At 55.2% G+C, this 23,586-nt stretch carries 21 protein-coding genes; 1 reads left to right on the forward strand and 20 read right to left on the reverse strand.

Annotation, left to right across the window (positions count from 1 at the left end):
• Positions 1-69 precede the first annotated feature (69 nt).
• From hrpB to C162_RS10580, 20 genes are all read right to left on the reverse strand, one after another.
• The gene (gene hrpB, locus C162_RS10490) at positions 70-2,562 is read right to left on the reverse strand and encodes an ATP-dependent helicase HrpB (protein WP_036694150.1); all 2,493 of its coding nucleotides are present in this window, start codon (positions 2,560-2,562) and stop codon (positions 70-72) included.
• 196 nt (positions 2,563-2,758) lie between these two features.
• Entirely contained in the window at positions 2,759-3,169 is a 411-nt protein-coding gene (locus C162_RS10495; protein WP_036694259.1) for a DnaJ family domain-containing protein, read from the reverse strand.
• A gap of 133 nt (positions 3,170-3,302) precedes the next feature.
• Positions 3,303-3,683, reverse strand: a complete 381-nt coding sequence (locus C162_RS10500) for a GIY-YIG nuclease family protein (protein ID WP_036694152.1) — start codon at positions 3,681-3,683, stop codon at positions 3,303-3,305.
• A 25-nt stretch (positions 3,684-3,708) separates the two neighbouring features.
• Positions 3,709-4,497 (reverse strand): DUF2087 domain-containing protein, encoded by a 789-nt coding sequence (locus tag C162_RS10505; RefSeq protein ID WP_442792430.1) that lies wholly within the window; start codon positions 4,495-4,497, stop codon positions 3,709-3,711.
• Positions 4,498-4,670: 173 nt separating this feature from the next.
• Complete coding sequence (locus tag C162_RS10510; protein WP_036694154.1) at positions 4,671-5,480, reverse strand: SDR family oxidoreductase; 810 nt, start codon at positions 5,478-5,480, stop codon at positions 4,671-4,673.
• A gap of 207 nt (positions 5,481-5,687) precedes the next feature.
• Positions 5,688-6,554, reverse strand: coding sequence for a transglutaminase family protein (locus C162_RS10515; RefSeq protein WP_036694155.1), 867 nt, complete (start codon positions 6,552-6,554; stop codon positions 5,688-5,690).
• Entirely contained in the window at positions 6,551-7,504 is a 954-nt protein-coding gene (locus C162_RS10520) for an alpha-E domain-containing protein (protein ID WP_036694156.1), read from the reverse strand. The genes C162_RS10515 and C162_RS10520 overlap by 4 nt, the downstream gene beginning before the upstream one ends.
• Positions 7,505-7,534: 30 nt before the next feature.
• Entirely contained in the window at positions 7,535-8,998 is a 1,464-nt protein-coding gene (locus C162_RS10525) for a circularly permuted type 2 ATP-grasp protein (RefSeq protein ID WP_036694158.1), read from the reverse strand.
• Between the two features lie 435 nt (positions 8,999-9,433).
• Complete coding sequence (ftsY, locus tag C162_RS10530) at positions 9,434-10,426, reverse strand: signal recognition particle-docking protein FtsY (protein WP_036694159.1); 993 nt, start codon at positions 10,424-10,426, stop codon at positions 9,434-9,436.
• 308 nt (positions 10,427-10,734) lie between these two features.
• Positions 10,735-14,304, reverse strand: coding sequence for a chromosome segregation protein SMC (smc, locus tag C162_RS10535; RefSeq protein WP_036694160.1), 3,570 nt, complete (start codon positions 14,302-14,304; stop codon positions 10,735-10,737).
• A 297-nt stretch (positions 14,305-14,601) separates the two neighbouring features.
• On the reverse strand, positions 14,602-15,306 hold the full coding sequence (rnc, locus tag C162_RS10540) for a ribonuclease III (protein ID WP_036694163.1): 705 nt from the start codon (positions 15,304-15,306) through the stop codon (positions 14,602-14,604).
• Positions 15,307-15,320: 14 nt separating this feature from the next.
• A complete protein-coding gene (fabF, locus tag C162_RS10545; RefSeq protein WP_076154017.1) occupies positions 15,321-16,559 on the reverse strand; it encodes a beta-ketoacyl-ACP synthase II in 1,239 nt (412 codons plus the stop codon).
• A 223-nt stretch (positions 16,560-16,782) separates the two neighbouring features.
• The gene (acpP, locus tag C162_RS10550; protein WP_036694165.1) at positions 16,783-17,016 is read right to left on the reverse strand and encodes an acyl carrier protein; all 234 of its coding nucleotides are present in this window, start codon (positions 17,014-17,016) and stop codon (positions 16,783-16,785) included.
• Between the two features lie 124 nt (positions 17,017-17,140).
• Positions 17,141-17,890: a 3-oxoacyl-ACP reductase FabG gene (gene fabG, locus C162_RS10555; RefSeq protein WP_036694166.1), complete on the reverse strand. Its 750-nt coding sequence runs from the start codon at positions 17,888-17,890 to the stop codon at positions 17,141-17,143.
• 52 nt (positions 17,891-17,942) lie between these two features.
• Positions 17,943-18,866 (reverse strand): ACP S-malonyltransferase, encoded by a 924-nt coding sequence (fabD, locus tag C162_RS10560; protein WP_036694169.1) that lies wholly within the window; start codon positions 18,864-18,866, stop codon positions 17,943-17,945.
• Between the two features lie 91 nt (positions 18,867-18,957).
• Positions 18,958-19,947 carry a beta-ketoacyl-ACP synthase III gene (locus tag C162_RS10565; RefSeq protein ID WP_156949599.1) on the reverse strand — a complete coding sequence of 330 codons (990 nt, stop codon included), beginning with the start codon at positions 19,945-19,947 and terminating at the stop codon, positions 18,958-18,960.
• A gap of 8 nt (positions 19,948-19,955) precedes the next feature.
• Positions 19,956-20,945 carry a phosphate acyltransferase PlsX gene (gene plsX, locus C162_RS10570; RefSeq protein WP_036694171.1) on the reverse strand — a complete coding sequence of 330 codons (990 nt, stop codon included), beginning with the start codon at positions 20,943-20,945 and terminating at the stop codon, positions 19,956-19,958.
• Positions 20,929-21,525 (reverse strand): transcription factor FapR, encoded by a 597-nt coding sequence (gene fapR, locus C162_RS10575; protein ID WP_036694172.1) that lies wholly within the window; start codon positions 21,523-21,525, stop codon positions 20,929-20,931. The genes plsX and fapR overlap by 17 nt, the downstream gene beginning before the upstream one ends.
• Positions 21,526-21,800: 275 nt before the next feature.
• A complete protein-coding gene (gene rpmF, locus C162_RS35325; RefSeq protein WP_076154019.1) occupies positions 21,801-21,974 on the reverse strand; it encodes a 50S ribosomal protein L32 in 174 nt (57 codons plus the stop codon).
• A 50-nt stretch (positions 21,975-22,024) separates the two neighbouring features.
• Positions 22,025-22,546: a YceD family protein gene (locus C162_RS10580; protein ID WP_036694174.1), complete on the reverse strand. Its 522-nt coding sequence runs from the start codon at positions 22,544-22,546 to the stop codon at positions 22,025-22,027.
• Positions 22,547-22,643: 97 nt separating this feature from the next.
• Between C162_RS10580 and C162_RS10585 the strand changes: the two genes are divergently transcribed.
• On the forward strand, positions 22,644-23,586 hold a 943-nt coding region (locus tag C162_RS10585; RefSeq protein ID WP_235218398.1), incomplete at its 3' end, for a tRNA(Met) cytidine acetate ligase.

The following is a 23,586-nucleotide window of genomic DNA, read 5'->3' on the forward strand; positions in this document are numbered from 1 at the left end:
ACCCGTTCACGCAGTGCCCAAACAGGAAATGCTTCATCAGCTGCACTAATACCTGATTACCCTCTCATTCTATTTGGAAGGACGGGTACGGCTAGTCGGTACTGCCTCCAGCGGATTATCAGGCCAGTAGTGCTTGGGGTAACGTCCTTTCAGATCTTTTTTCACCTCGAAATAGGTGTTCTGCCAGAAGCTGGCCAGATCTGAGGTAATCTGCATCGGCCTTCTCGCCGGAGACAGCAGGTGCAGCAGTACCGGGACCTTCCCTCCGCCGATCCTCGGCGTATCCGTCTGCCCGAACATCTCCTGCAGCCTGACTGCCAGTACCGGCGCTCCCGGATTGCTGTAATCCAAGGGAACCCGCGAACCGCTCGGTACCGTAATATGCGTCGGCGCCTCCTTGTTCAGCTGCTGGCGGCTATTCCAGTCCAGCATCCCCTCCAGCGCCTGCGTCAGCTTCACCCGCTGCAGATCACGGAGATTCCGCATCCCTTGTATAAAAGGTGCCAACCATTCCTCCAATGTATCCGTCAACGCCTCATCCGACATATCGGGCCAGTCGGCCCGCAGCGAGTGCACGAATTCCATCCGCTGCCGCAGCTGGAGGGTTCCCTTCTCCCAAGGCAGCAGCTGTAGCCCTTCCGCCGCAATCACCTTTAGCAGTACGCTCTCTGTCTCCTCGGAAGTAGCCCGCTCATGGGTCGTTTGCTTCAGAATGAGCGCCCCCAGCCGGGTCACTCTTCGCGCCTTGACGCTTCCGCTCTCACTGTCCCAGTAGACTTCGCGCTCCTCCAGAAGGCTGTCCGCATGATGCTTCAGCAGGTCCTGCTCGGAGAGCGCTGCGGCAAGCATAATCCGGCTCTGCCCGGCACGGTCATCCACGCCGGGTGCCACGATGTAAGGCGAGCGCGCCAGCGGCTGCCCCTCGCGCATCGCCGCCCCCCGGCCGCCGGAGAGCAGGAACGCGCCATTGCCGCGTCCCTGCCCGATGCGGTCGGGATAGGCGAACGACAGCAGCAGGCCGCTGCGGCTGATGTCGCCGGGCCCTTCGCCCGGCGCTGCCTGCAGCTGCGCCAGGAAGCTGCGGCTCTCGCGCTGCACCGCGCGCAAGGCCGCCGGGTCCGCTCCGCCGCTGCTGGCGGAGCGCTCGAACCTGAGCAGCGCCTCCACGCGCAGCGTGAGGTCGCTATCTAGAGCCGCGGGACCCTTGAAGAGGTCCCGCTCTTGCAGCAGCGCAGCGAGCCTGGCGGCGAGCGGCGCAGCTGCAAGGTCTGCCGCGCGCAGCAGCATATGCGCGATGCGCGGGTGCGCGCCAAGCACGGCCATGCTGCGGCCGTGCGGCGTAATGGCGCCGCCGGCGTCCAGCGCGCCGAGCTGGCGCAGCAGCGCCGTGGCCTGCGCGTAAGGCGCGGCAGGCGGCGCGTCCAGCCAGGCGAGCGCTCCCGGCTCCGGCACGCCCCAGAGCGCCAGCTCCAGGGCGAGCTGCGCCAGGTCGGTCTCCATGATCTCCGGGACGCTATCGTCCGGCAGATGATCATGTGCCTCCCGGCTCCACAGCCTGTAGCAGACGCCCGGCGCTGTGCGGCCTGCCCGGCCGCGCCGCTGGTCGGCCGATGCTTTCGAGACCGGCACCGTCGTTAAGCGCGGCATGCCGGTACGCGCAGAGAATACCTGCGTCCGGCGAAGCCCCGTGTCAATCACGGTGCGTACCCCTTCTATTGTCAGACTCGTCTCGGCAATGGAGGTTGCCAGCACAACCTTCCGCTCGCCTTCGACCGCAGGAGCCACTGCCGCATCCTGCTGGTGCTGCGGCAACTGGCCATAGAGCGGCCGCAGCACCGTTCCCGGCGGCAGGCTTCCTGACGTCAGCTCCTGCTCCGTCCGGCGGATCTCCCGCTCTCCGGGCAGAAAAACAAGCACATCCCCAGGCTGCTCAGCGAGCACCCGGCGGACAGCGGCAGCTGCAGACTTCTCAGGAGTAGCATTACTTGCCTCAGGCATATAGATCGTATCCACAGGATAGGTGCGGCCCGGGCATTGCAGGACTGGCGCTTCCCCCAGCAGAGAAGCTACGCGGTCTCCGTCCAGAGTCGCCGACATCACCAGAATGCGCAGATCCTCACGCAGCACACTCTGCGCTTCAAGCGCTAATGCCAGTCCAAGATCCGCATGCAGACTACGCTCATGGAACTCATCGAAGATCACAAGCCCCACATCCCCAAGCGAAGGATCGCTCTGGAGCATTCTCGTCAGCACGCCTTCCGTCACTACAACAATGCGTGTATTCCGCCCCACCCGGGTATCCATCCGCATACGGTAGCCTACAGTCTGTCCCACACTCTCTCCCAGACATGCAGCCATATAAGCTGCGGCCGAACGGGCTGCGAGGCGTCTGGGCTCCAGCATCAGAATAGTTTTACCGGCCAGCCAAGGCTCCTCCAAAAAAGCAGGCGGCACCGCCGTTGTCTTCCCCGCTCCAGGCTCAGCAATCAGAACCGCCGCTGCACGGCCTATCAGAATTCTCTTCAGGTCAGGGAGCACCTGCATAATTGGAAGCTGCTTCATTTCATCTCTCCATCATCTGCTAAAAGTTAAGTTAAATCTCCATCTCCCTATCATCGGCGAATTCATTCCAGATATCAAGCGGTTCACCGCTGCATCTTCATACAAAAAAAACCCGGTTCCATGAACCGGAGATCTCATATCACTTTTCACTATTCTTCTATCTTCCATCCGCCCAGTCGCCCTGCCATATCACTAACTACTCACCACCATCCCGTTCCACCCCGGCCAGCTGCTGCCCGATCGCGTCCCCGTAATCCGCATATGCAGCATTGCCTTCAAGACCCCGTTCCTGCATAAGCATCTGAAGACGCAGCCGCTTCAGCGAGAGCTTGCCCTCCAGCTCCTTGCGTTCCCCGGCAGTGCTGTTGCCGCTGCGGTGGCAAGCCACCAGCAGCTCTTCGAGTGTTACACACTCTGCCCGCAACGTCATTTCCTCCGGCAACAGCCCGGCGTTCTTCATAATCTTGTAGGACATCCGCAATTCCTCCGGTACGCCGGAGAGATCCTCCAGCGCAAGCGGCTTACCGTGCCCCGGCAGATTGGAGAACTCTCCGCTGCGCATCGCTTCCTGAATTCTCTGTTCTGCAAGCCAAGATAATATAGCCATATACACCGCACCTTTCATCAGCAACTGAGGATCTCTTCTTCATTACATCCGGCTGATCTGCCGCCACAGCTTTGCCCTCATTTTACCACAGCCGCTGATGAAATTCCTTCCGCTGCCCTGCTACAGCTACCGTTTATTTTTGCTTATGATAGCCGCGCTCCCCGTAAGGAGACAGCTGCTCCAGCCACTTACTCTCCATGTCCGGCAGCATCTTGCGGTACTTCTTCAGCTCCAGCACATCCGCCACGAAATCCTCCTCAGGCTTAATCTGCTCCAGCACCTCAAAGCGGAAGCCCGCTTCACCGCGTTCATTCCAGTCTTCCTGCAGCGCCTTATTGTCATGGCCTTTGATATCCAGCATGAACTTATGCTTATTCCAGACCCCGTCCAGATTCAGACTGCTGCCCACATACATTTTGTCGTTGCCGGTATTCACAATCCGGTATACCCCCATCGGCCTGTGCGAGTGCGCATAATTATATCCCAATTCCTTGCGTCTGGTTTTGTCCGTCATTTCTTCTCTCCCCTTCTTCTCTCCGTTATAAGTTCACCCAGTAGCTGCTTCCGTCTTCTTCACGATCCAGCAGCCCGTAATCGATCAGATACCGCCGGAGCGTCACGTAATCGGGGTAAGCGGCTTCGAGCACCGCATTAATTTCCTTCTCACTGTACCTGCGTCCTGTCTCAAAACGCTGCAGCAAATGGCGCAGAATAGCCGCCTTCCGCTTCTGCCGCTTAGGGAATTCTGACAACGGGCCGTCCGGCCCTTGTTTGAAATAGGTGCCCAGAATATCGGCGTTCTCCTGCTCGGTAATCGCGAACCGTTCATCAACCATCACAGCCGTACGCGGAATACTCACAAAAGGAGACGAAGCTCCCGGCTTCTCCTCAGCCAGCTCCATAACCGCCAGAAACAGCTTGGCCTGCTTCACCTTCTCGCGAAGCGTGAACCGGTGGTTACGCACCGTGGAGGTGCTGCCGATTCCCAGCTCCTTGGCTGCTTCTGCATCGCTAAGACTTTGGCGGAAGGCCTGCAGCAGCCCCTTTTGCAATTCGGTTAACCCGCTCAGCTTCTTGTCCAGCGTCAGCAGCCAGTTAAACATCCCGCCATGAACCCTGTCCACATGCAGAGCGGCGAACTTCTCCGCTTCGTAATACTGCCCGCCATCCTGATAGATCAAGCCCTTCTCGAAGGCAACACCGCAGACCAGACAATGGTACTTTTCCGTCCGCTCTTCCGTCTCCACATTATAGCCCTGCTTCAATTCTGCAATGGACGCATTCCAGAATTTCTCCGATATCCGCACCGCCCCATTCTCTTCTGTCAACTGGATCATCACACCCTTTGTTTACTTTTATATAGATATATTATCATTTCGTTTGTTATTTTACAACCATCTAATTAGATTGTTTGCCGCAAAAGAAAAACACCGCCACTCATGGCAGTGTCTCTGGATCCCGAAGGATCGCTATTTGTCAGTTCTTATAATGCAGACGAAGCCTAAGACAGCAACGACTCCGCACCGTCAATCACAATCTGCGAGCCGGTAATATGAATGGATTCATCCGAGGCCAGGAAGGCAACCAGATCGGCGACATTCTCCGGTTTGCCAGGTCCGTCTGCCAGCGGCTGTGCTCCTTCAGGGAATTCAATTGGAATAACAATCGACTCCACATCATCGTTCCACTCTGTGCTCTCGTCGATATTCGTGGCAATCGCTCCCGGACAAATGACATTAACACGGATTTTGAACTTAGCCAGCTCCAGTGCAGCCATCTTGGCAAAAGCGACCTGACCGGCCTTAGTGGTACTATATGGTGACCAGCCGAAGCTGGTAAATCTGCTGTTGCCGTTGATCGAGCTGGTAATAATAATGCTGCCCTTGCCCTTCGCCTTCAGATGGGGAATGCTGTATTTCAGCGTTAGAAAGGTGCCTGTGAGGTTGACCGACAGGGTCTTCTCCCAATCAGTTACGCTCAACTCCTCAATCGGCCCGACTACTCCGTTAATACCTGCATTGGCGAACACAATATCCAGACCTCCGAAATGCTCCACGGTTCTGCGCACCGCTTCCTCCATCCGCCCGGCATCCGAAGTATCCACATCAATCGCTAATGCACAGTCCTTGCGCAGCTTGTTCAGCTTCTGTTCCAGGATAGAGGTACGTTCGTTCACCAGATCGAACAAGGCGACATTCGCACCTTCACGTGCCAGCTGGATCGCTGCCGCTCTGCCGATTCCCGAGCCCGCACCTGTAATTATGGCTGTTTTCCCCTGAAAACGTTGCTTTTTTGCTATATTTGGGCTCATATGTACACTCTCCTTCCGCGGATACCATTCTGCTTGTAATGGCTCTGTTTCAAGATTACCCAATTGGTGCTTGATTATAATCATGTTATGCAAAAAATTGCACAAACCTTGTGCAACATGCACAGCAAATCTGCTAACTATGCCCAAAGTGCAGCTTACCAGCAACAGCAAAGACCCCACATCTGCGGGGTCTCTCCTCTAACGTATTTAATTCTCCAGCTGCCGTACATCCACCTTGACCGTAAGTTTGCCCGCTCCTCCACGGTATACGCCTTTGACCGGAACAATATCCTTATAATCCCGTCCATGCCCAAGCTTGATATACCGCCAGTTCACTTCAACATTATTGGTCGGATCGAAGCCCAGCCAGCCCGTACCCGGAATATGCGTCTCCACCCAGGCATGTGAGGCCTGTTCGAAGTTGGCATTGCCCCCCTGCAGGTCTCCGACAAAATGGTACCCGCTCACATAACGTGAGGGCAAGCCGACACTGCGGCAGACCGCAATCATCAGATGCGCATAGTCCTGGCAGACTCCGCGCTTGAGCATCAGTGCTCTTTTTACCGTAGTATTGACGCTAGTCGCCTCAGGATCGTACGTAAACTGCTCATAGATCGTGGACGACAGCTTCTTAATCCATTCATACATATCTTCTGCTTCCTCAAAAGGATGCTGCGACGCGAATTCCACCAGCTCCGGCGTCACCTCGGTGTACCGGGTAGGCAGAATAAACTCTATATAGCGGTTCTGAAACTTCTCGTCATTCAGCAGCTTCACCTGCTCCTCCAGCGGGATATGCGGCAGATCCGTGCCTTGCGCCTTGTCGAGCGTGACCACGGTAGCTTTGGTGTGGATCACCATTTCCGTATGCGGCTTATTCACCGAATAGGCATGAACCCGGTTGCCGAAGAAATCCTCATAGGTCAGCAGATTGGCCGCCGGATGCACCTCCACCTCATGGTGATAGCAGGATTGCCGGTAGTTCGTGCGCGGCGTCAGCCTGATCTCATTGACACTGTCCGTCACCGGCTCGGGGTAGCTGTAGGTGGTTGTGTGATTGATTTGTATTTTCATACCGAGACTCCTTCACGGCGAAAAAAAGCACCGTCCATCGTTCTGCCGAGCCTCTGACAGGATATCATTAGTGACTCCAGCACATCCAGGGCCAGGTCCCCGGACATCTCATCCTTCTCCATATAATCCAGCTCCGCTTTGATCTTGCCCGCCTGCCGGATCACCTTCTCATGCCCCGAGCCTTTCTCTGTAGTGTCCAGCTCCAGCTTGGCCAGATGCTCCTCCAGCTTGTGGAACGAGAAACGGATCGAACGGGGAAAGAACGGGTTCACAATCAGGAATTCCAGAATGCACTCCGGCGACATATCATCGGCATAATACCGGCGGAAGGACTGATAGCCGCTTACCGATTTCAGCACGGCCTGAAGCTGGGTATAGATGGAGCTGATATCCTTCGACTTGCAGGATACCGTGACGGTCTGCAGGATACGTGTCGTATTCTCTGCCCGCTCCAAGAACCGGCCGCTCTCAATGAAATGCCATTCATTGCCCCGCAGCATCACCGATTGCTCCGCACCGAGGAACATCGCCGCCCGTTCCTTAACTTGCTGATAGAATTGATGGGGACCGCGCATGATATCCGCTACTGACTGCTCCCCCAGCCACAGGTTGAAGCCGTTGACAATATCCCACAGCTCACTCGGCAGATGCTGGCGCAGGGTGCGCAGATTGTTCCTAGCCTGATGCACACAGGAGAACAGGGAGTTGGTATTCCCCAGATCCAGCGTGATGAAGGACAATACATCCTGCTCGCTGAAGCTCTCAAACTGCCGCAGATATTCGCCTCGCACCCCAAGCGCGTCAATCAGGCGCGACCACTTGTGGCCCTCTTCCTGGAAATCCTCTTCCTGCTGGATATGGTAATGTACATCGATCAGCCGGGCGTGATTCTCAGCCCGTTCAATATACCGGCCGATCCAGAATAGAGCCTCCGCATTGCGATTCAGCATTCTAGCCACCCCTTTACCTTAGAAAAGTCTCTAGGCCATTACCCAGGTATCCTTCACTCCGCCGCCTTGGGAGGAGTTCACGACCAGCGAGCCTTCACGCATCGCCACCCGGGTCAGGCCCCCTGGAATGACATGCGGCTTGCGGTCAGCCCCCATCAGCACAAATGCTCTCAGATCGATATGCCGCGGAGCCATGTTGCCTTCTGACAAGACCGGCGCACGGGACAGCGACATAATCGGCTGGGCGATATAACGCTCGGGTTCTGCCAGTATTTTGAGCCGGAAGTCTATGAGCTCCTCCTTCGTCGCCTCACTTCCAATAAGCATGCCGTAGCCCCCGGAGAGAGATGTCTCCTTCACGACCATTTCAGACAGATGATCCAGCACATACTGGCGCTCTTGCGGCCGTGACAGCAGATAGGTCGGCACATTGCCCAAGATCGGCTCTTCATTGAGATAATAGCGGATCATATCCGGCACATACACATACATGGCCTTGTCATCGGCTACCCCGGTTCCCGGCGCATTGGCAATCGCGATATTTCCTGCCCGGTAGGCATTCATCAGACCTGCAACCCCAAGCAGCGAACTGGGCTGAAAAGCAAGCGGATCAATGAAATCATCATCCAGCCGGCGGTACAGCACATCTACCTTGCGCAGCCCGTTCATTACCTTCAGGTAGATTTTGTGGTCCTGCGCGACCAGGTCGCGGCCCTCAACGAGATGGATCCCCATCTGCTGTGCCAGAAAAGCATGTTCATAATAAGCCGAATTGTATTCCCCCGGTGTCAGTAGAGCAATGACCGGGTCTTTGGTCCGGGACGGGGACAGGCTGCGCAGCACGGAGAGGAAACGGTTCAGGCTGTGATCCACATCGCGGATGGAGCTGGCAAACGACAACTCAGGAAACAACTGGTTCATGAGTGATCTGCCTTTGAACAGATACGAGAAGCCAGAGGGTGTACGCAGATTATCCTCAAGCACATAATACTCGCCGTCATGGTGCCGGATCAGATCGATTCCGGAAGTGGTGATGTACGCACCGCCGGGCACGCGGAGGCCGGACATTTCCGGCCGGAAATAACAGTTCGAAATAATCATCCGCCGCGGCACTATGCCGTCCTTCACGATGTATTGCTCATGGTAAATATCATGAATGAACAGATTCAGTGCCGTAATACGCTGCACGATGCCCGCCTCCAGCCGTTCCCATTCCCCCTTGGGGATAATGCGCGGAATCATGTCAAACGGAATCGTCCGCTCCATAGGCTGATCCTGTGCCGGGTTATACAGCGTAAAAGTAATACCTTCTTCCATCATCCGACGCTGCATCAGCTTCTGCTTGTCTTGCAGCTCTTCGGGGCTCATCCCGGAAAACATGCGGTTCACATGCTTGTAATGAGGCCGGACGTTCCGTTCATCCGCATACATCTCATCATAGAAATGCTGCAGCGGATACGGTGACAGACCGGGCAAAGGATCTAGTTTGGACATGAGCCCGACTCCTCTCGGATCAGTATAATGTGTTATGTTTCTTAACAAATAAGTTCAAAATATAAAAATTCACCACAAAAATATGATTTACTACCTTCATAATACGTAAATAATATTATCCATGTCAATATATATAACAGCAAAATGGAGTTTCTGAACCATACTACGGTTTGAAATCGCTTCCTTTCTCTTAAACTTGCTTTTGGGGGCGCGTTGCATTTATTCCACATCCAATTGTATGCCGGAGTGCTGACAAGCATTACTATTATGAATTTTTCATATAATGTATTTTTAATATATTGATGAACTGGAGAACTACAAAAAACCTCCCCGGGAATGAACCATTCCTTAGGGAGGCTGCAATAGCCGTTATTCGGCCTTCACTGGTTATCTGGTCAACTCTGCCTTCACTGCTTCAAATACAAGCATGAGCAGTTATTCTTCCGGATTCGCTTCTTCCGAGATCATGCCTGCGAATAGGGCGTGCACGAACTGGTCGGAGTCGAACGGCTGGAGATCTTCCATTTTCTCGCCGAGACCGACCAGCTTCACCGGCAGGTTCATTTCCTGGCGGATCGCTACCACGATACCGCCCTTCGCCGTACCGTCGAGCTTCGTCAGTACGAGACCAGTCACACCGCTCTTCTCGCCGAACAGCTTGGCTTGAGTCAGCGCATTCTGCCCGGTGGTCGCATCCAGCACCATCAGCACCTCATGCGGGGCGCTTGGAATCTCGCGCTGGATGACACGGAAGATCTTGTTCAGCTCTTCCATCAGATTGCTCTTGTTCTGCAGCCGGCCTGCCGTATCGCAGATCAGTACATCCACACTGCGCTGCTTGGCAGCCTGAACCGCATCGAACATCACCGCTGCCGGGTCCGAGCCCGACTGCTGCTTAATAACATCAACTCCGGCACGCTTGCCCCACACCTCAAGCTGTTCAATAGCTCCGGCACGGAAGGTGTCGCCTGCCGCCAGCAGAACCTTCTTGCCTTCCTGCTTGTAGCGGTGCGCCAGCTTGCCGATGGTCGTCGTCTTCCCGACTCCGTTAACACCAACGAACAGGATCACGGTAATGCCGTCTGGATTCTCGTTCAGACTGTTGTCGTCATCGCCGCGAAGCAGCTCCATCAGCTTGCGGGAGAGAATCGGCTGAAGCTCTGCCGCATCCTCGATCCGCTTCTGCTTCACTTCGGCGCGCAGCTCCTCCACCAGATTCATGACCGTATTCACGCCCACATCAGCGCCGATCAGAATTTCTTCCAGCTCTTCGTAGAACTCTTCATCTATCTTTTTGCGGCGGATAATCAGATCAGAGACCTTCTCAACGAAGCCCTTGCGTGTTTTCTCCAGACCGTCGCGGAACTGTTTCGTTACGCTTTCCGTTTTGCCGGAGATGCTGTCTTTCAGTTTTTTGAAAAAACTCATATGCTTATGCTTCCTCCTAAAGGGTTATAGGGATCACTTCATGAATCCTGCATCTATATAAATCGAACTATTTTTTTATGTTTTGGGATTAGCCGTGACTCCAGAGAAGTTTTGGACTTCCGGCCGCTGTTGTCTACAGATTTCATGATCTTATACCGTTTTTAACGGTTGAAATCCGCAGACTGCTGATGCTTCCGATGCTAGCTTTCCTACGGAAAGCTTTTAGGCGGTCGCTACCGCTCCTACAGTTCCAAAACTCCCCTCAGCCACTTTTCCTTTAACTTAAATTTTTTGTTCAATCTATATCGTTAAGCTATCTCAGCCTCTTCATCCTCCAGCCGCACCGATACGAGCTTGGATACGCCGCCTTCCTCCATCGTCACGCCATAGAGCACATCGGCTTCCTCCATCGTTCCCTTGCGGTGGGTCACTACGATGAACTGCGTCTGCTCCGAGAACTCACGCAGATACTGGGCGAAGCGTACCACGTTGGCTTCATCCAGCGCCGCTTCCACCTCATCCAGCACGCAGAACGGCACCGGCTTGACCTGCAGAATAGCGAACAGCAGAGCCATCGCGGTCAAGGCGCGTTCTCCGCCGGAGAGAAGCTGGAGGTTCTGCAGCTTCTTGCCCGGCGGCTGGGCAACGATATCAATCCCTGTATCGAGCATATGCTCAGGGTCCAGCAGCTGCAGATCTGCCCGGCCGCCGCCGAACAGCTTCGTGAACACCGTGCCGAACTCGCGGCGGATGGCATCGAAGGTCTGCTTGAAGCGCTTCGACATCTCCTCTTCCATCTCATGGATGACATGATACAGCGTTGTTTTGGCTTCCACCAGATCATCCTTTTGCCCGCTGAGAAAAGTATACCGTTCATGCACCCGCTGATACTCTTCAATCGCGCCCAGGTTGACCTCGCCCAGACCGGAGATGCTGCGCTTCAGACGCTGCACCTCCAGCTGTGCCGCAGGCACATCCTCCGGCACCGGGTAACGCTGCTTCGCCAGCTCGTAGCTCAGCTCGTAGTCATCGCTCAGCTTGCGGAGGATATTGTCCAGCTCCACATCGAGCCGGCCAACGGCAACCTCCGTGGAACGGAGCTTGTCTTCGACCGCCCGGAGCGCCTGACGCTGGTCTTTGGTCTCGCCTTCGGCCAGCTCCAGCTTGCGCGAGATCGCCGCACGGTCGGCACGGGCCAGGTCAAGCCTCGCTGACGTATCTTCCTTGCTCAGCCGCAGACTGTTGACCTCTTCCTTCTGCTTCACGGTCTCCCGTGCATTCTCTTCCAGATCCTGCTCGATGGTCATAAGCAGACTGCGGCTCTGGCGCAGCTCCTTCTCCTGGGAGCCGGCGTCCTGCCTCATCCGCCGCAGCTGCTCCTCCAGCGAGAAGATCTCCTGATCCAGCTTGCCCTCCGTAACCTTCATCCCGGTCAGCTTGCCCTGCAGCTCTTCCTTAGCCGATTCATTCGCCTTGCGGTCCGATTCGGCACTGCGGATCGCCGCATGCGCCTCCTGCTCTTCCTTCTCCAGCCGGGCCAGCTCAGCTTCGGCCTGCTTGCGGGCCTCGTCCAGTCCGCGTACCTCCTGCTCGAAGCCGCTGCGCTCTGCGCCTGCGCCCTCGACCTGCTCCTGCACATGCCGCAGCTCCTGCTCCAGCTGCTTCAGATCACCGGATACGCGCTGTTCCTCCAGCCGCTTCTCATCACCGTCATGCCGAAGCTGCTCCAGCTTCTGGGAGCCCTTGTCCTGTTCGGCGCGCAGGCGGCTGATCCCCTGCTTCAGCTTGGTAATCTGCTGCTCGCTTTCTTCAATCTCGCCGGAGAGCTGGTCAAGCTGACGCTTGCGGCTAAGCAGGCTGTTATTCTTCTTATGCTGGCTGCCGCCGGTCATCGAACCGCCTGCATTGACCACATCGCCTTCAAGTGTAACTACTCTGTAGCGATATTGGCACTTGGCCGCAATGCGGTTCGCCTGCTCCAGACTCTCAGCGATTACGACATTGCCGAGCAGGCTTCCGATAATACTTCCATACTTCTCATCATAGCCGACCAGCTCCGAACCAATACCCACGAATCCTTCGGCACCTTGAACTGTGCTGCGGTCACTGCCGGTAATCTGCCGGGGCCGGATAACATCCAGCGGGAGGAAGGTCGCCCGCCCGAGCTGACGCTGCTTCAGGAAAGCGATCGCCTGCCGGGACAACGCTTCATTCTCCATAACCACGTGCTGCAAGGAAGCGCCCATGGCGGTCTCAATCGCCATTTCCAGCTTCTCGGGAACGGAGATCAATTCGGCAACTGCCCCGTGTACACCGCTTAGCTGTCCTTTGCGCGCGCCCTTGAGCACCTCTTTGACCCCAAGCATGAAGCCGTCAAAATCATCCTGCATTTCCTTCATCGTCTCATGCCGGGACACCTGGGCTTCGCGTTTCTGCTCCCATTTGCGCAGGCCGCTCTGCGTCTCTTCGAGCAGCTTCTGCCGTTTGCCGGTCTGCTCACTCTCCGTAATGTACGCGCCGCGTAGCAGGCCGATTTCCTTGCCGAGCCCGGCAATCTTATCCTTCAGCCCGCTCTGTGCAGAGACCAGCTCCTCCAGCCGTGCTGTCCACTTGCCGCTCTCTTCCTGGCTGCGGCTCATCCGCCGCTCCAGGCTCTCCTTCTGCTGATCCGCATAGCGGATCTCGTTGCGCGCCTGGGCCATCAGGTTCATCAGCTCAAGCAGAGCACTCTTCAGCTTCTCTTCCTTGCTCTGGCTGATGCCTCCGGCCACACCCTGCAGCTTCGATTCCTCATCCGCCAGCTGTGCCCGCAGCTCCTCCAGCGCTTGCCTGGTCTGCTTCAGCTTATGCTCCAGCTCGGCCAGCTCACGCTGCCGCCCCTCGGAACGTTCGCCTACAGAACCCAGAGTCTGCATGAGCTGTTCCCGGTTCTGTTCCAGATTCCTGCGGCGCTCCTTCAGCAGCTCTCCGTAGCCTTCGCTCTTCTCGTTGGCTTCGCTGCTGCGCAGCAACTGTTCCTGCAGCTTCTCCACTTCCTGCTCCAGACTCCGCAGCTCCGCCCGGCCGCTCTCCAGCTTGGCATCATGAGCAGAGACTACAGTGGACAGCTCCAGCTGCTCTGTCTTAAGCACCTCCAGGCGGGCGTTGCCCTCCTGCCAGGATGTATGTATGCCTTCGATCTGATGCACATATACCGAAATCTCCAGATGCTTCAGCTGCTCACGCAGCTCCTTGTATCTTATCGCCTTCTCGGACTGATCCTTCAGCGGTCCCACCTGATCTTCCAGCTCACTGATCAGGTCATGAATCCGCAGCAAATTCTGCTCGGTCTCATCGAGCTTGCGGCCGGCATCCTTTTTGCGTGACTTATATTTAACAATACCTGAGGCCTCTTCAAATATCCCCCTTCGGTCTTCCGATCGGGTACTGAGAATCTCTTCAATCCGGCCTTGTCCGATAATTGAATAGGCTTCACGGCCGATACCGGTATCCATAAACAGCTCCGTAATATCCTTCAGCCTGCAGGCCTGCTTATTGATCAGATATTCACTGTCGCCGCTGCGGTGGACACGCCGGGTCACGGTCACCTCGCTGAAATCCAGCGGCAGCACATGATCCTCGTTATCCAGCGTCAGCGAGACCTCACCGTAGTTGACCGCCTTGCGGGCATCACTTCCGGCAAATATAATATCCTCCATCTTGCCGCCGCGCAGGGATTTGGCACTCTGCTCCCCAAGCACCCAGCGGATGCCGTCGGATATGTTACTTTTGCCGCTTCCATTCGGGCCGACTACAGCCGTTATTCCGCGTACAAATTCCATCTCCGTTTTGTCGGCAAATGATTTGAAGCCTGCTAATTCAATCCGTTTCAGAAACATAACTCGTTATTCACCTCTGACCCATTATACCATAGTGTTTCCTTGCCAAAACAACCCCATAAAGTGGTGCACCTGATTCCTCAAAACATATGATTTCTGACCTTTTAAGTGGAAACAGTTTTGCCGTCCTTTTAAAGGACGGTACCGTTTCAGCGAGAAATAGAAGGATAATTTATCGCGTGAAACAGATAAATTCTTATATTTCGAAAAAGAGCAGCAAAAGTCTGACTTCCGCCGAACCGCCGGCATTCAGACCATTGCTGCTCTACTCCGCATTCCAAATGTTCAAATCTGCCTTCAGGCACCGTCTTCCTTCAGAAGCAATAACGCCGCTGCCGCTGCCTGCTGTTCCGCTTCCTTCTTGGAGCGGCCGCTGCCGCTGCCTAGTGAACGGCTGGCCATATATACTTCTGAGACGAACTCACGCTCATGCGCCGGTCCGCGTTCTTCAATAATCCGATATTCCAGCGTACCCAATCCATGATGCTGTATCAGTTCCTGAAGCTCTGTCTTGAAGTCGCTCATCTGCATTTGCAGCTTACCGTCGGTTTCAACCAGCGGGAATACGTGATTATCCAGGAATCTTCGGGCCGTTTCCAGGCCCTGATCGAGATAGAGCGCTCCCACGAAGGCTTCGAACACATCGGCCAGCAGAGCCGGGCGGGTACGCCCGCCCGTAAGCTCTTCCCCTTTTCCCAGCAGTACGTACCGCCCGAAGCCCAAGGTCTCGGCGAACCGGACCAGCGACGGCTCACAGACAATCGCAGCACGCAGCTTGGTCAATTCTCCTTCGGGTCTGTCCGGGAGCAGATTATACAGATATTCGGACACCGTCAGCTCAAGCACCGCATCACCCAGGAACTCCAGGCGCTCGTTGTCCTGATGCTGATTGAACCGGTGTTCGTTCACATATGATGCATGGGTGAAAGCCTGCTTCAGAAGTACAGGATCGTGAAATTGGATTTGAAGTTGGCTCTGTAACTGCTTCAGGTCTCCTTTCACTGCACTGTCTCCCCTTACTTATTATATTTTTTGAGAATAACGGTCGCGTTATGTCCCCCGAATCCGAAGGAATTCGACATCGCTATATTCAGCTCCGCCTGACGTGGCACATTCGGAACATAGTCCAAATCGCAGTCCGGGTCAGGGTTGTCCAAATTGATGGTAGGCGCAATCATGTTCTTCTGCAGGGACAGCCCGCAGATAATCGCTTCCACCCCGCCGGCAGCGCCAAGCAAGTGGCCTGTCATCGACTTGGTCGAGCTGATCGCTACCTTATACGCATGCTCTCCGAGCGCCTTCTTGACAGCGGCTGTCTCTGATTTATCCCCTACAGGTGTAGATGTACCATGCGCATTGATGTAGTCGATATCCTCAGGATTAATGCCGGCATCACGGATCGCCATCTTCATGCAGCGTGCTGCACCGTCAGGATCAGGCTCCGTCATGTGGTGGGCATCGGCGCTGAGACCATACCCGATTACTTCGGCATAGATCTTGGCTCCGCGCTTCTCTGCGTGTTCCAGGGATTCGAGAATCAGGATTCCCGCACCCTCGCCCATGACGAAACCGTCACGGTCCACATCAAACGGTCGGCTGGCCTTCTCCGGCTCGTCATTGCGGGTAGACATGGCTCTCATTGCACAAAAGCCTGCCATTCCTGTAGGACGAATGGTCGCTTCCGCACCGCCGCAGATCATCGCATCCGCATCACCGCGCTGGATCAGACGGAAGGATTCCCCGATGGAGTGGCTGCCTGTCGCACAAGCGGTCACTGTCGTTGTATTCGGTCCCTTGGCCCCGAGGTTGATCGACAGCTGGCCGGAGCCCATGTTGGCAATCATCATCGGAATGAAGAACGGGCTGACCCGCTTCGGGCCTTTTTCGAGCAGCAGGTTGTGGTTATCCTCCCATGTGCCCAGGCCGCCAATTCCGGAACCGACAGATACCCCGATCCGCTCTGCATCAATATCTTCACCGATCGTAAGTCCGCTGTCTTTCAGCGCATCTTCACCGGCAGCAACCGCGAATTGTACGAACCGGTCCATCTTACGGGCTTCCTTGCGGCCGAAGCGTGCTTCCGCATCGAAATCCTTGACCGAAGAAGCGATTCGTGTTGGATATTCACTGACATCAAAAGCTTCAACCAGGGATACTCCGGACTTGCCGCTCATGAGGCTATCCCAGAACGTCTCAAGATCCTTACCCAGCGAAGTCATTACACCCATACCAGTTACAACTACTCTATGATTCAAACATAATCACCCCGTCTATAGGCTGTGTACCTCTACAATTTGTAAACGCAAACATGCCAGATGTCTATATAAACTGCAGTCGCCGCAAGATTAGTTAATCTGCGGTTCTGTTATTATCTTTATCAAGATGCTCATGCACCACTTCGCGGATGCTTGGCTTAAAGAACCGTAAAATGAGGAGAAGTCCCGCCCTGACAGGAACGGGACCCTCAATCATATGACTCTAGGTATGAGATTGTATGTACTTCACAACTTCACCCACGGTCGTAATTCTCTCTGCATCTTCATCAGAGATTTCCATGTCGAATTCATCTTCCAATTCCATTACCAATTCTACAACATCAAGAGAATCAGCACCTAAATCATCTTTGAAAGACGCTTCTAATGTTACCTCTGCTTCATCGGCACCTAAGCGGTCGATGACAATGCGTGTTACACGCTCTAATACATCGGACATCCGGTTCACCTCCTCTTTTGGTATTATACGAGATATGAAGTCAAAATACCATAGAGCATAAAAAACGCTGCCCTGGCCGCCTCTGTCCATCTTCCCCCGTAATGATCTGATGCCCTGCGAAGCCTTACATATACATTCCGCCATCCACATGAAGCGTCTGGCCTGTCATGTAGGCCGCCCCTTCCGAAGCCAGGAATACCGCCGCATTCGCAATGTCCTCCGCCCGCCCAAGCTCTCCCAAGGGAATCCCCTTGATCAGCTCGCTGCGAACCTCATCGGACAACTCGCGGGTCATGTCGGTATCAATGAAGCCGGGCGCGATGCAGTTCACGGTGATTCCACGTGAAGACAGCTCGCGGGCCGCAGACTTCGTCATGCCGATTACACCTGCTTTGGCAGCGGTATAGTTCACCTGTCCGGGATTCCCCGTCACACCCACGACCGAAGAAATATTGATGATCCGGCCATAACGCTGCTTCATCATCGGGCGGGTTACTGCCTTCAGGCAGTTGAAGACGCCCTTCAGATTCGTCTCGATGACCTGATCGAATTCTTCCTCTTTCATGCGCATAATCAGATTATCCCGGGTAATGCCCGCATTATTCACCAGAATATCGATTTTCCCCCAGGTCTGGATAACCTGTTTGACCAGGTTCTCGGCGTCACTGCTGCTGCCGACATTTCCCTGCAGAGCGATTCCTTCCGAGCCCAGCTCGTGAATACGGGCCACGGTCTCTTCAGCCGCCTGAAGACTGCCGGAATAGTTCACCGCGACCTTCACGCCATGAGCAGCCAGTGCCAAGGCTATGCTGCGGCCGATCCCCCGGGACCCTCCGGTTACAAGGGCGGTCTGACCTTTTAGTGCTGCAAACATGCTATGTTGTCCCCCTTCGATAATCATGCGGCTGCGGCTAGGCCCAAGCTGCTTACCAGCCAGCCTGCACGCTCTCCAGACTGTTGATATTCACAACCTTGACATTCCTGTCAATCTTGCGGATCAGGCCAGACAGCACACTGCCGGAACCGATCTCTACAAAAGTATCTACCCCTGCGCCAATAAGCCATTCCACGCTATCCTGCCAGAGTACCGGAGAATACACCTGTTCTACCAGCAGCTTGCGGATTTCTTCCGGGTCTGTCACCGGAGCAGCAGTCACATTGACCACTACCGGCATAGCGGGAGCATTGAAGGTTACCTTGTCGAGCTCAGCAGCCAGCCGCTCAGCCGCACCCTTCATTAATGAGGAGTGGAACGGCCCGCTAACCTCCAGCGGAATCGCCCGTTTGCCCCCGGCTTCCTTCACACGCTGGATCACCTCACCGACACCGGCCACGGAACCGGAGACCACAATCTGTCCCGGACAATTGACATTCGCCAGTTCAACGGGAGTACCCGCCGCTGTAATACTACGGCATAATTCCGTAAGCCCTTCACGGTCTGCTCCAAGCACAGCTGCCATAGCCCCCTGTCCTCCGGGAACGGCTTCTTCCATGAATTGTCCGCGCAGGCGGACCAGCCTTACAGCATCTTCATAGGACAGCACGCCGGCTGCCACAAGAGCGCTATATTCACCGAGACTGTGGCCTGCCACATAATCCGGCGTAACCTTAAGGCCGCTTAGCGCTTCCAGATAAGCCACACTGGCCGTAACCAGTGCCGGCTGCGTATTCACCGTCTGCTTAAGCTCGCTGTCCGGCCCTTCAAATACAAGCCCGCTCAGCGGAAATCCAAGCACCTCGTCACCCTTTTCAAAGACTGCACGGCTCTGAGGCAATGCTTCATATACATCCTTACCCATACCGACTGCCTGTGCACCCTGACCGGGAAAGACAAATGCGATTTTGCTCATGAGGTATAAAGCTCCTTCCCTTTAACTGCAGTCAACCCGGATATTCTCCGGATCGAGCTGCTGCGCGTTGCTATTATTAATGCCCCGATTCTTACCAGATCAGCACGGAAGCGCCCCAGGTAAGTCCGCCGCCGAAGCCGACCATAAGCACAGCATCTCCGGCCTTCATCCGGCCTTCCTCGGCTGCTTCTACAAGAGCCAGCGGAATGGAGGCTGCAGAGGTATTTGCGTATTTATCAACGTTGACTACAACCTTCTCCGGCGGCAGATCCAAACGCTGCATAGCGGATTGAATAATCCGGATGTTGGCCTGATGCGGCACGAACAAGTCGATATTCTCCTTAGACAATCCCGCCTTGGTAAGCACACGCTCCGTAGCCGATCCCATGATGCGTACTGCGAACTTGAAGACCTCGCGGCCATTCATATAGATGAAGTGCTTCTTATCTTCTACGGTCTGCTGGGAAGCCGGGAGGCGCGAGCCGCCAGCTTCAAGATTAAGCAGGCTGCCGCCAGAGCCTTCTGCCCCAAGATCAAAGGACTGGAAGCCGCGTCCTTCCGGAACCTCGCCGACGATTACCGCACCGGCACCGTCACCGAACAGCACGCAGGTGTTGCGGTCTGTATAGTCTGTAATACGCGACAGTGTATCCGCACCGATCACCAGCGCATTGTTATACATTCCATTCTGGATAAAGCCGGTAGCCGTAGCCAGGCTGTAGACAAACCCCGAGCAGGCTGCCGACAGGTCAAAGGCGGCTGCGTTCTTGGCTCCCAGCTTGTCCTGAAGAATGCAAGCTGTGGACGGGAAGGCACTGTCAGGTGTAACTGTAGCGACTATAATCAGATCGAGCTCCTCGGCCTTCATGCCTGCGGACTCCAGTGCCTTCAGGGCCGCTTCATAGGCCAGATCAGAGGTAGCCTGCTCCGGTGCCGCAATATGCCGTTCCCGGATTCCTGTACGGCTGACAATCCATTCATCATTCGTTTCGACGATCTTCTCCAGATCGCTGTTGGTTAATACTTTCTCAGGTACATATTTCCCAGTTCCAATAATTCCTACCGGACGTAATTGTCTCATGTCTTCACTCACTTCCCGCTAATTTCCTTCGATATACTAGGCACCAGATCCGCCTTCAATGCAATCCGCGCCTGTCTTACCGCATTCTTCACCGCATTGCCGTCGGACGAACCATGCCCCTTGACTACCAGGCCGCTAAGACCGAGCAGCGGTGCTCCGCCGTGTTCCTTATAATCCATCTTGCCCTTCAGGCTTCTAAGCTCCGGCATCAGGATCGCCGCACCCAGCTTCGTCTTAAGCGATTTGCTGAACTGCTCCTTCAGCAGGGAGAACATCGCGCCGGCCGTTCCTTCCAGCGTCTTCAGAAGTATATTACCGGCGAAGCCGTCACAGACCAGCACATCGCAGCTTCCGGTGAGCACATCCCGCGCTTCCACATTGCCGACAAAATGAATGCCCTGCAGCGCCTCAAGGAGCGGATAGGCTTCCTTAGTCAATTCATTCCCCTTGCCCGGCTCAGCTCCGACGTTCAGCAATCCTACCCGGGGCTTCGCAATGCCGTGCACTTTGTTGCGGTATATGCTGCCGATCAGTGCATACTGTGCCAGATGCTGCGGCTTGGCATCCATATTGGCGCCAAGATCCAGGGCCAGTACACCGACATCATCCAGCGTCGGAATCATCGGAGCCAGTGCCGGCCGTTCGATCCCTTCCATTCTTCCGACTACCAGAAGTCCTGTAGTCATCAGCGCTCCGGTATTCCCGGAGGAGATCATGGCATCAGCCTCACCCTCGCGGACCATCCGTCCGGCTACGACCATGGATGAGTCCTTTTTGCGGCGGACCGCCTTCACCGGCTCTTCATCCGAACCGATCACATCCCCCGCATGACGTACAGTAACGTTGGAGGGCTTAGTCTTCAGCAGCGGCCCAAGCCGCGCTTCATCGCCGACCAGCACGATCTCTATATCACTCCACTCCGCAGCCGCTGCAAGCGCGCCTTCCACATTACATTCAGGAGCATTATCCCCGCCCATGGCATCAATGGCGATCCGCACTCCGGTTTCCCCCTTCGCTGTACTCTTCAGTTGCTGAACGATACACTATAAAATGGCCTTGAAATACCAGCTCTTCTCCGACATATGTAAACACATCCACTTCAGCTTTGCCGTTCCGGCCCGCAAGTGACCGCACCTGCGCCTTGGCTATACACTTCTCGCCCAGCCGGACCATGCGCACAAACCGGATGTCGGCCGAAGCCGTTAAGGCAATCTCATCATTAATAATGGCTACTGCCAGCGAATTCGCCTGACCGAAGACATAGTGGCCCCGGGCAATTCCATTGCGGGAGAACACATGCTCATCGCGGATCTCGAAGATCGAAATTCCGCTCCGGTCAAGCTGCAGATCCACAATATCACCGACCACTTCATCGACTGGCAGGGAACGCACCTGATCATAGGAATGCTCTGCCATCTGCTTCATCCGCTCACGCAGCTCCGGAATCCCCAGCTCCAGCCGATCCAGCCGGATCGTCTGGATACTCACCTTCAGCTGGCGGGTCAATTCCCGGTCAGTTACAAACGGGTTCCCTTCAATTATAGCCAGCAGCTGCTGCTGACGTTCCTTCTTGGACATCCGCTCGATAGCGGCTCACCTCCCGGCACAGGCCTGATGTGCAGCTCACCGGCCAGCAAGAGTGGCCGCTGTAGTTATGATTCTCTGTTATCCTTTAGCATTTAGAACCAGGTACTAATATGTAGTATAAAGCATGCCGCCGCAAAAATAAAGCTTTGGCTTGAAAAGTGCCTGAAAACCCGCGCAGTGCAAGGAATGCAAGCTCCACCCCGGCTTCATTTTTTCCATAAAAATAGCACTTCACCGGCAGATGAAGTGCTACTCTTATGTGCAAACTATTGTTTGATGATTTCTCTTGCTTTGTATGTTCCGCAAACTTTACATACGTGGTGGGAAAGCTTCAGCTCTCCGCATTGTTCGCATTTCACCATACCTGGAACAACCAGTTTAAAGTGAGTACGACGCTTGTCACGGCGAGTCTTGGACGTTCTGCGTTGTGGTACTGCCATTGTTAGACACCTCCTGATTTTGTTGTAACCCAATTCCTTGGGATTTGTTCTTAGTCATCTTGCTTGGTAAAGAATCCTTTCAACGCAGCGAGTCTTGGATCGATCACTGTGTTGTCGCAACTGCAGGTGCCTTCGTTCAAGTTCTGTCCGCATTTCTGACAAAGACCAAGACAGTCTGCCTTGCACAATACCGAATCCGGTAAGTGCAGTACGAAATTTCCTTCCACATACGGGATAAGATCCACAATCTCATCTTTGATGTAAATGAGATTCTCATCATCATCTTCCGGAAGAATTGGCTGCTTAAGCCACTTGAAGGTCTCAGCGAAAGGAATGTTCAGCTTACTCTTGACCTCACCCAGACAACGTGAACATAACATGTCCACTTCTCCACTCAGTGTTCCCACCACGTTCACACTATCGGTTCCCGCGGGCAGCGCTTTAAGGTCTACTGAGAGTGGTGCAACAGCAAGTATATCCTTGCGCCCTGTGACAACCTCACTGACATCCACAACTTCGTGGAGGACCAGAGGCTCGTCGGCATTCGCTAATTTGCGAAAGTGAATGTTCATCGTTATCACTCCAAACAAACAAAATTTATTATACCTATTATTCCCTGACTTTGTCAACCACTTTCCCTTTTTATTGTTTCAGGGGGCGTGACAATTTATGATATACATTATAGATTCCAGAATGGGGCGTGATGCAACTGTGTCAACTGTAGGTATTATAGCCGAATATAACCCTTTACATAACGGGCATGTCCATCATTTCACCGAGGCCAAAAGAATATCGGGAGCGGACCGCTCGGTCGTCATTATGAGCGGACCGTTCACCCAGCGCGGCGAGCCGGCGGCGGTCAGCAAGCGCGCCCGCACCGAGATGGCGCTGCTTATGGGCGCCGATCTGGTTATTGAATTGCCGGTGGCGTACGCCGTCCAGCCAGCGGAATGGTTCGCCTTCGGAGCGGTCTCCCTGCTGGAGGCGACCGGCGTCGTCGACAGCCTGTGCTTCGGCTCCGAAGCGGGCACTTTGGGCGTGTTGCTGCCTCTGGCCGCCTTCCTGGCCAAAGAGAGCAGCGCGCTTAAGGAGGAGATCCGCGCGCGCCTCTCTGAGGGCGCGGGCTTCCCGGCCGCCTACAGCGCAGCTGCGGCGGCGGCCTGGAAGGCCTCTTTCATGGGAGAGGAGAACCCGGAAGATGCCGAAGATATATTGCGGCAGCCCAACAACAGCCTCGGCCTGCACTACCTGATCGCGCTAAGGCGGCTGGGCAGCGCGATCAAGCCCTTAACCGTGCCGCGTACCGGCGCGGGCTTCCACGACCCGCTAGAGGGCGGGTCGGCCATTGCCAGTGCAACAGCCATCCGCAGGCTGCTGCAGGAGGGCGGATCACCGGAGGCTTACATGCCGGAGTACGCCCTGTCCATCCTGGAGCGGGAGCGCGCCGCAGGCCGGGGGCCAGTGCTGCTTGAAGACTTCTCCAGGCCGCTGCGCCATGTGCTCTCCACGCGTTCCGCTGCGGAGCTGCACACGATACAGGATATGAACGAAGGCTTGGAGAACCGGCTGCTCCGCAGCCTGCCACAGCTGGACAAGTTCACCGTCAGCGGTC

This window comes from Paenibacillus sp. FSL R7-269, from assembly GCF_000517865.1.
Taxonomy (GTDB): domain Bacteria; phylum Bacillota; class Bacilli; order Paenibacillales; family Paenibacillaceae; genus Paenibacillus_AQ.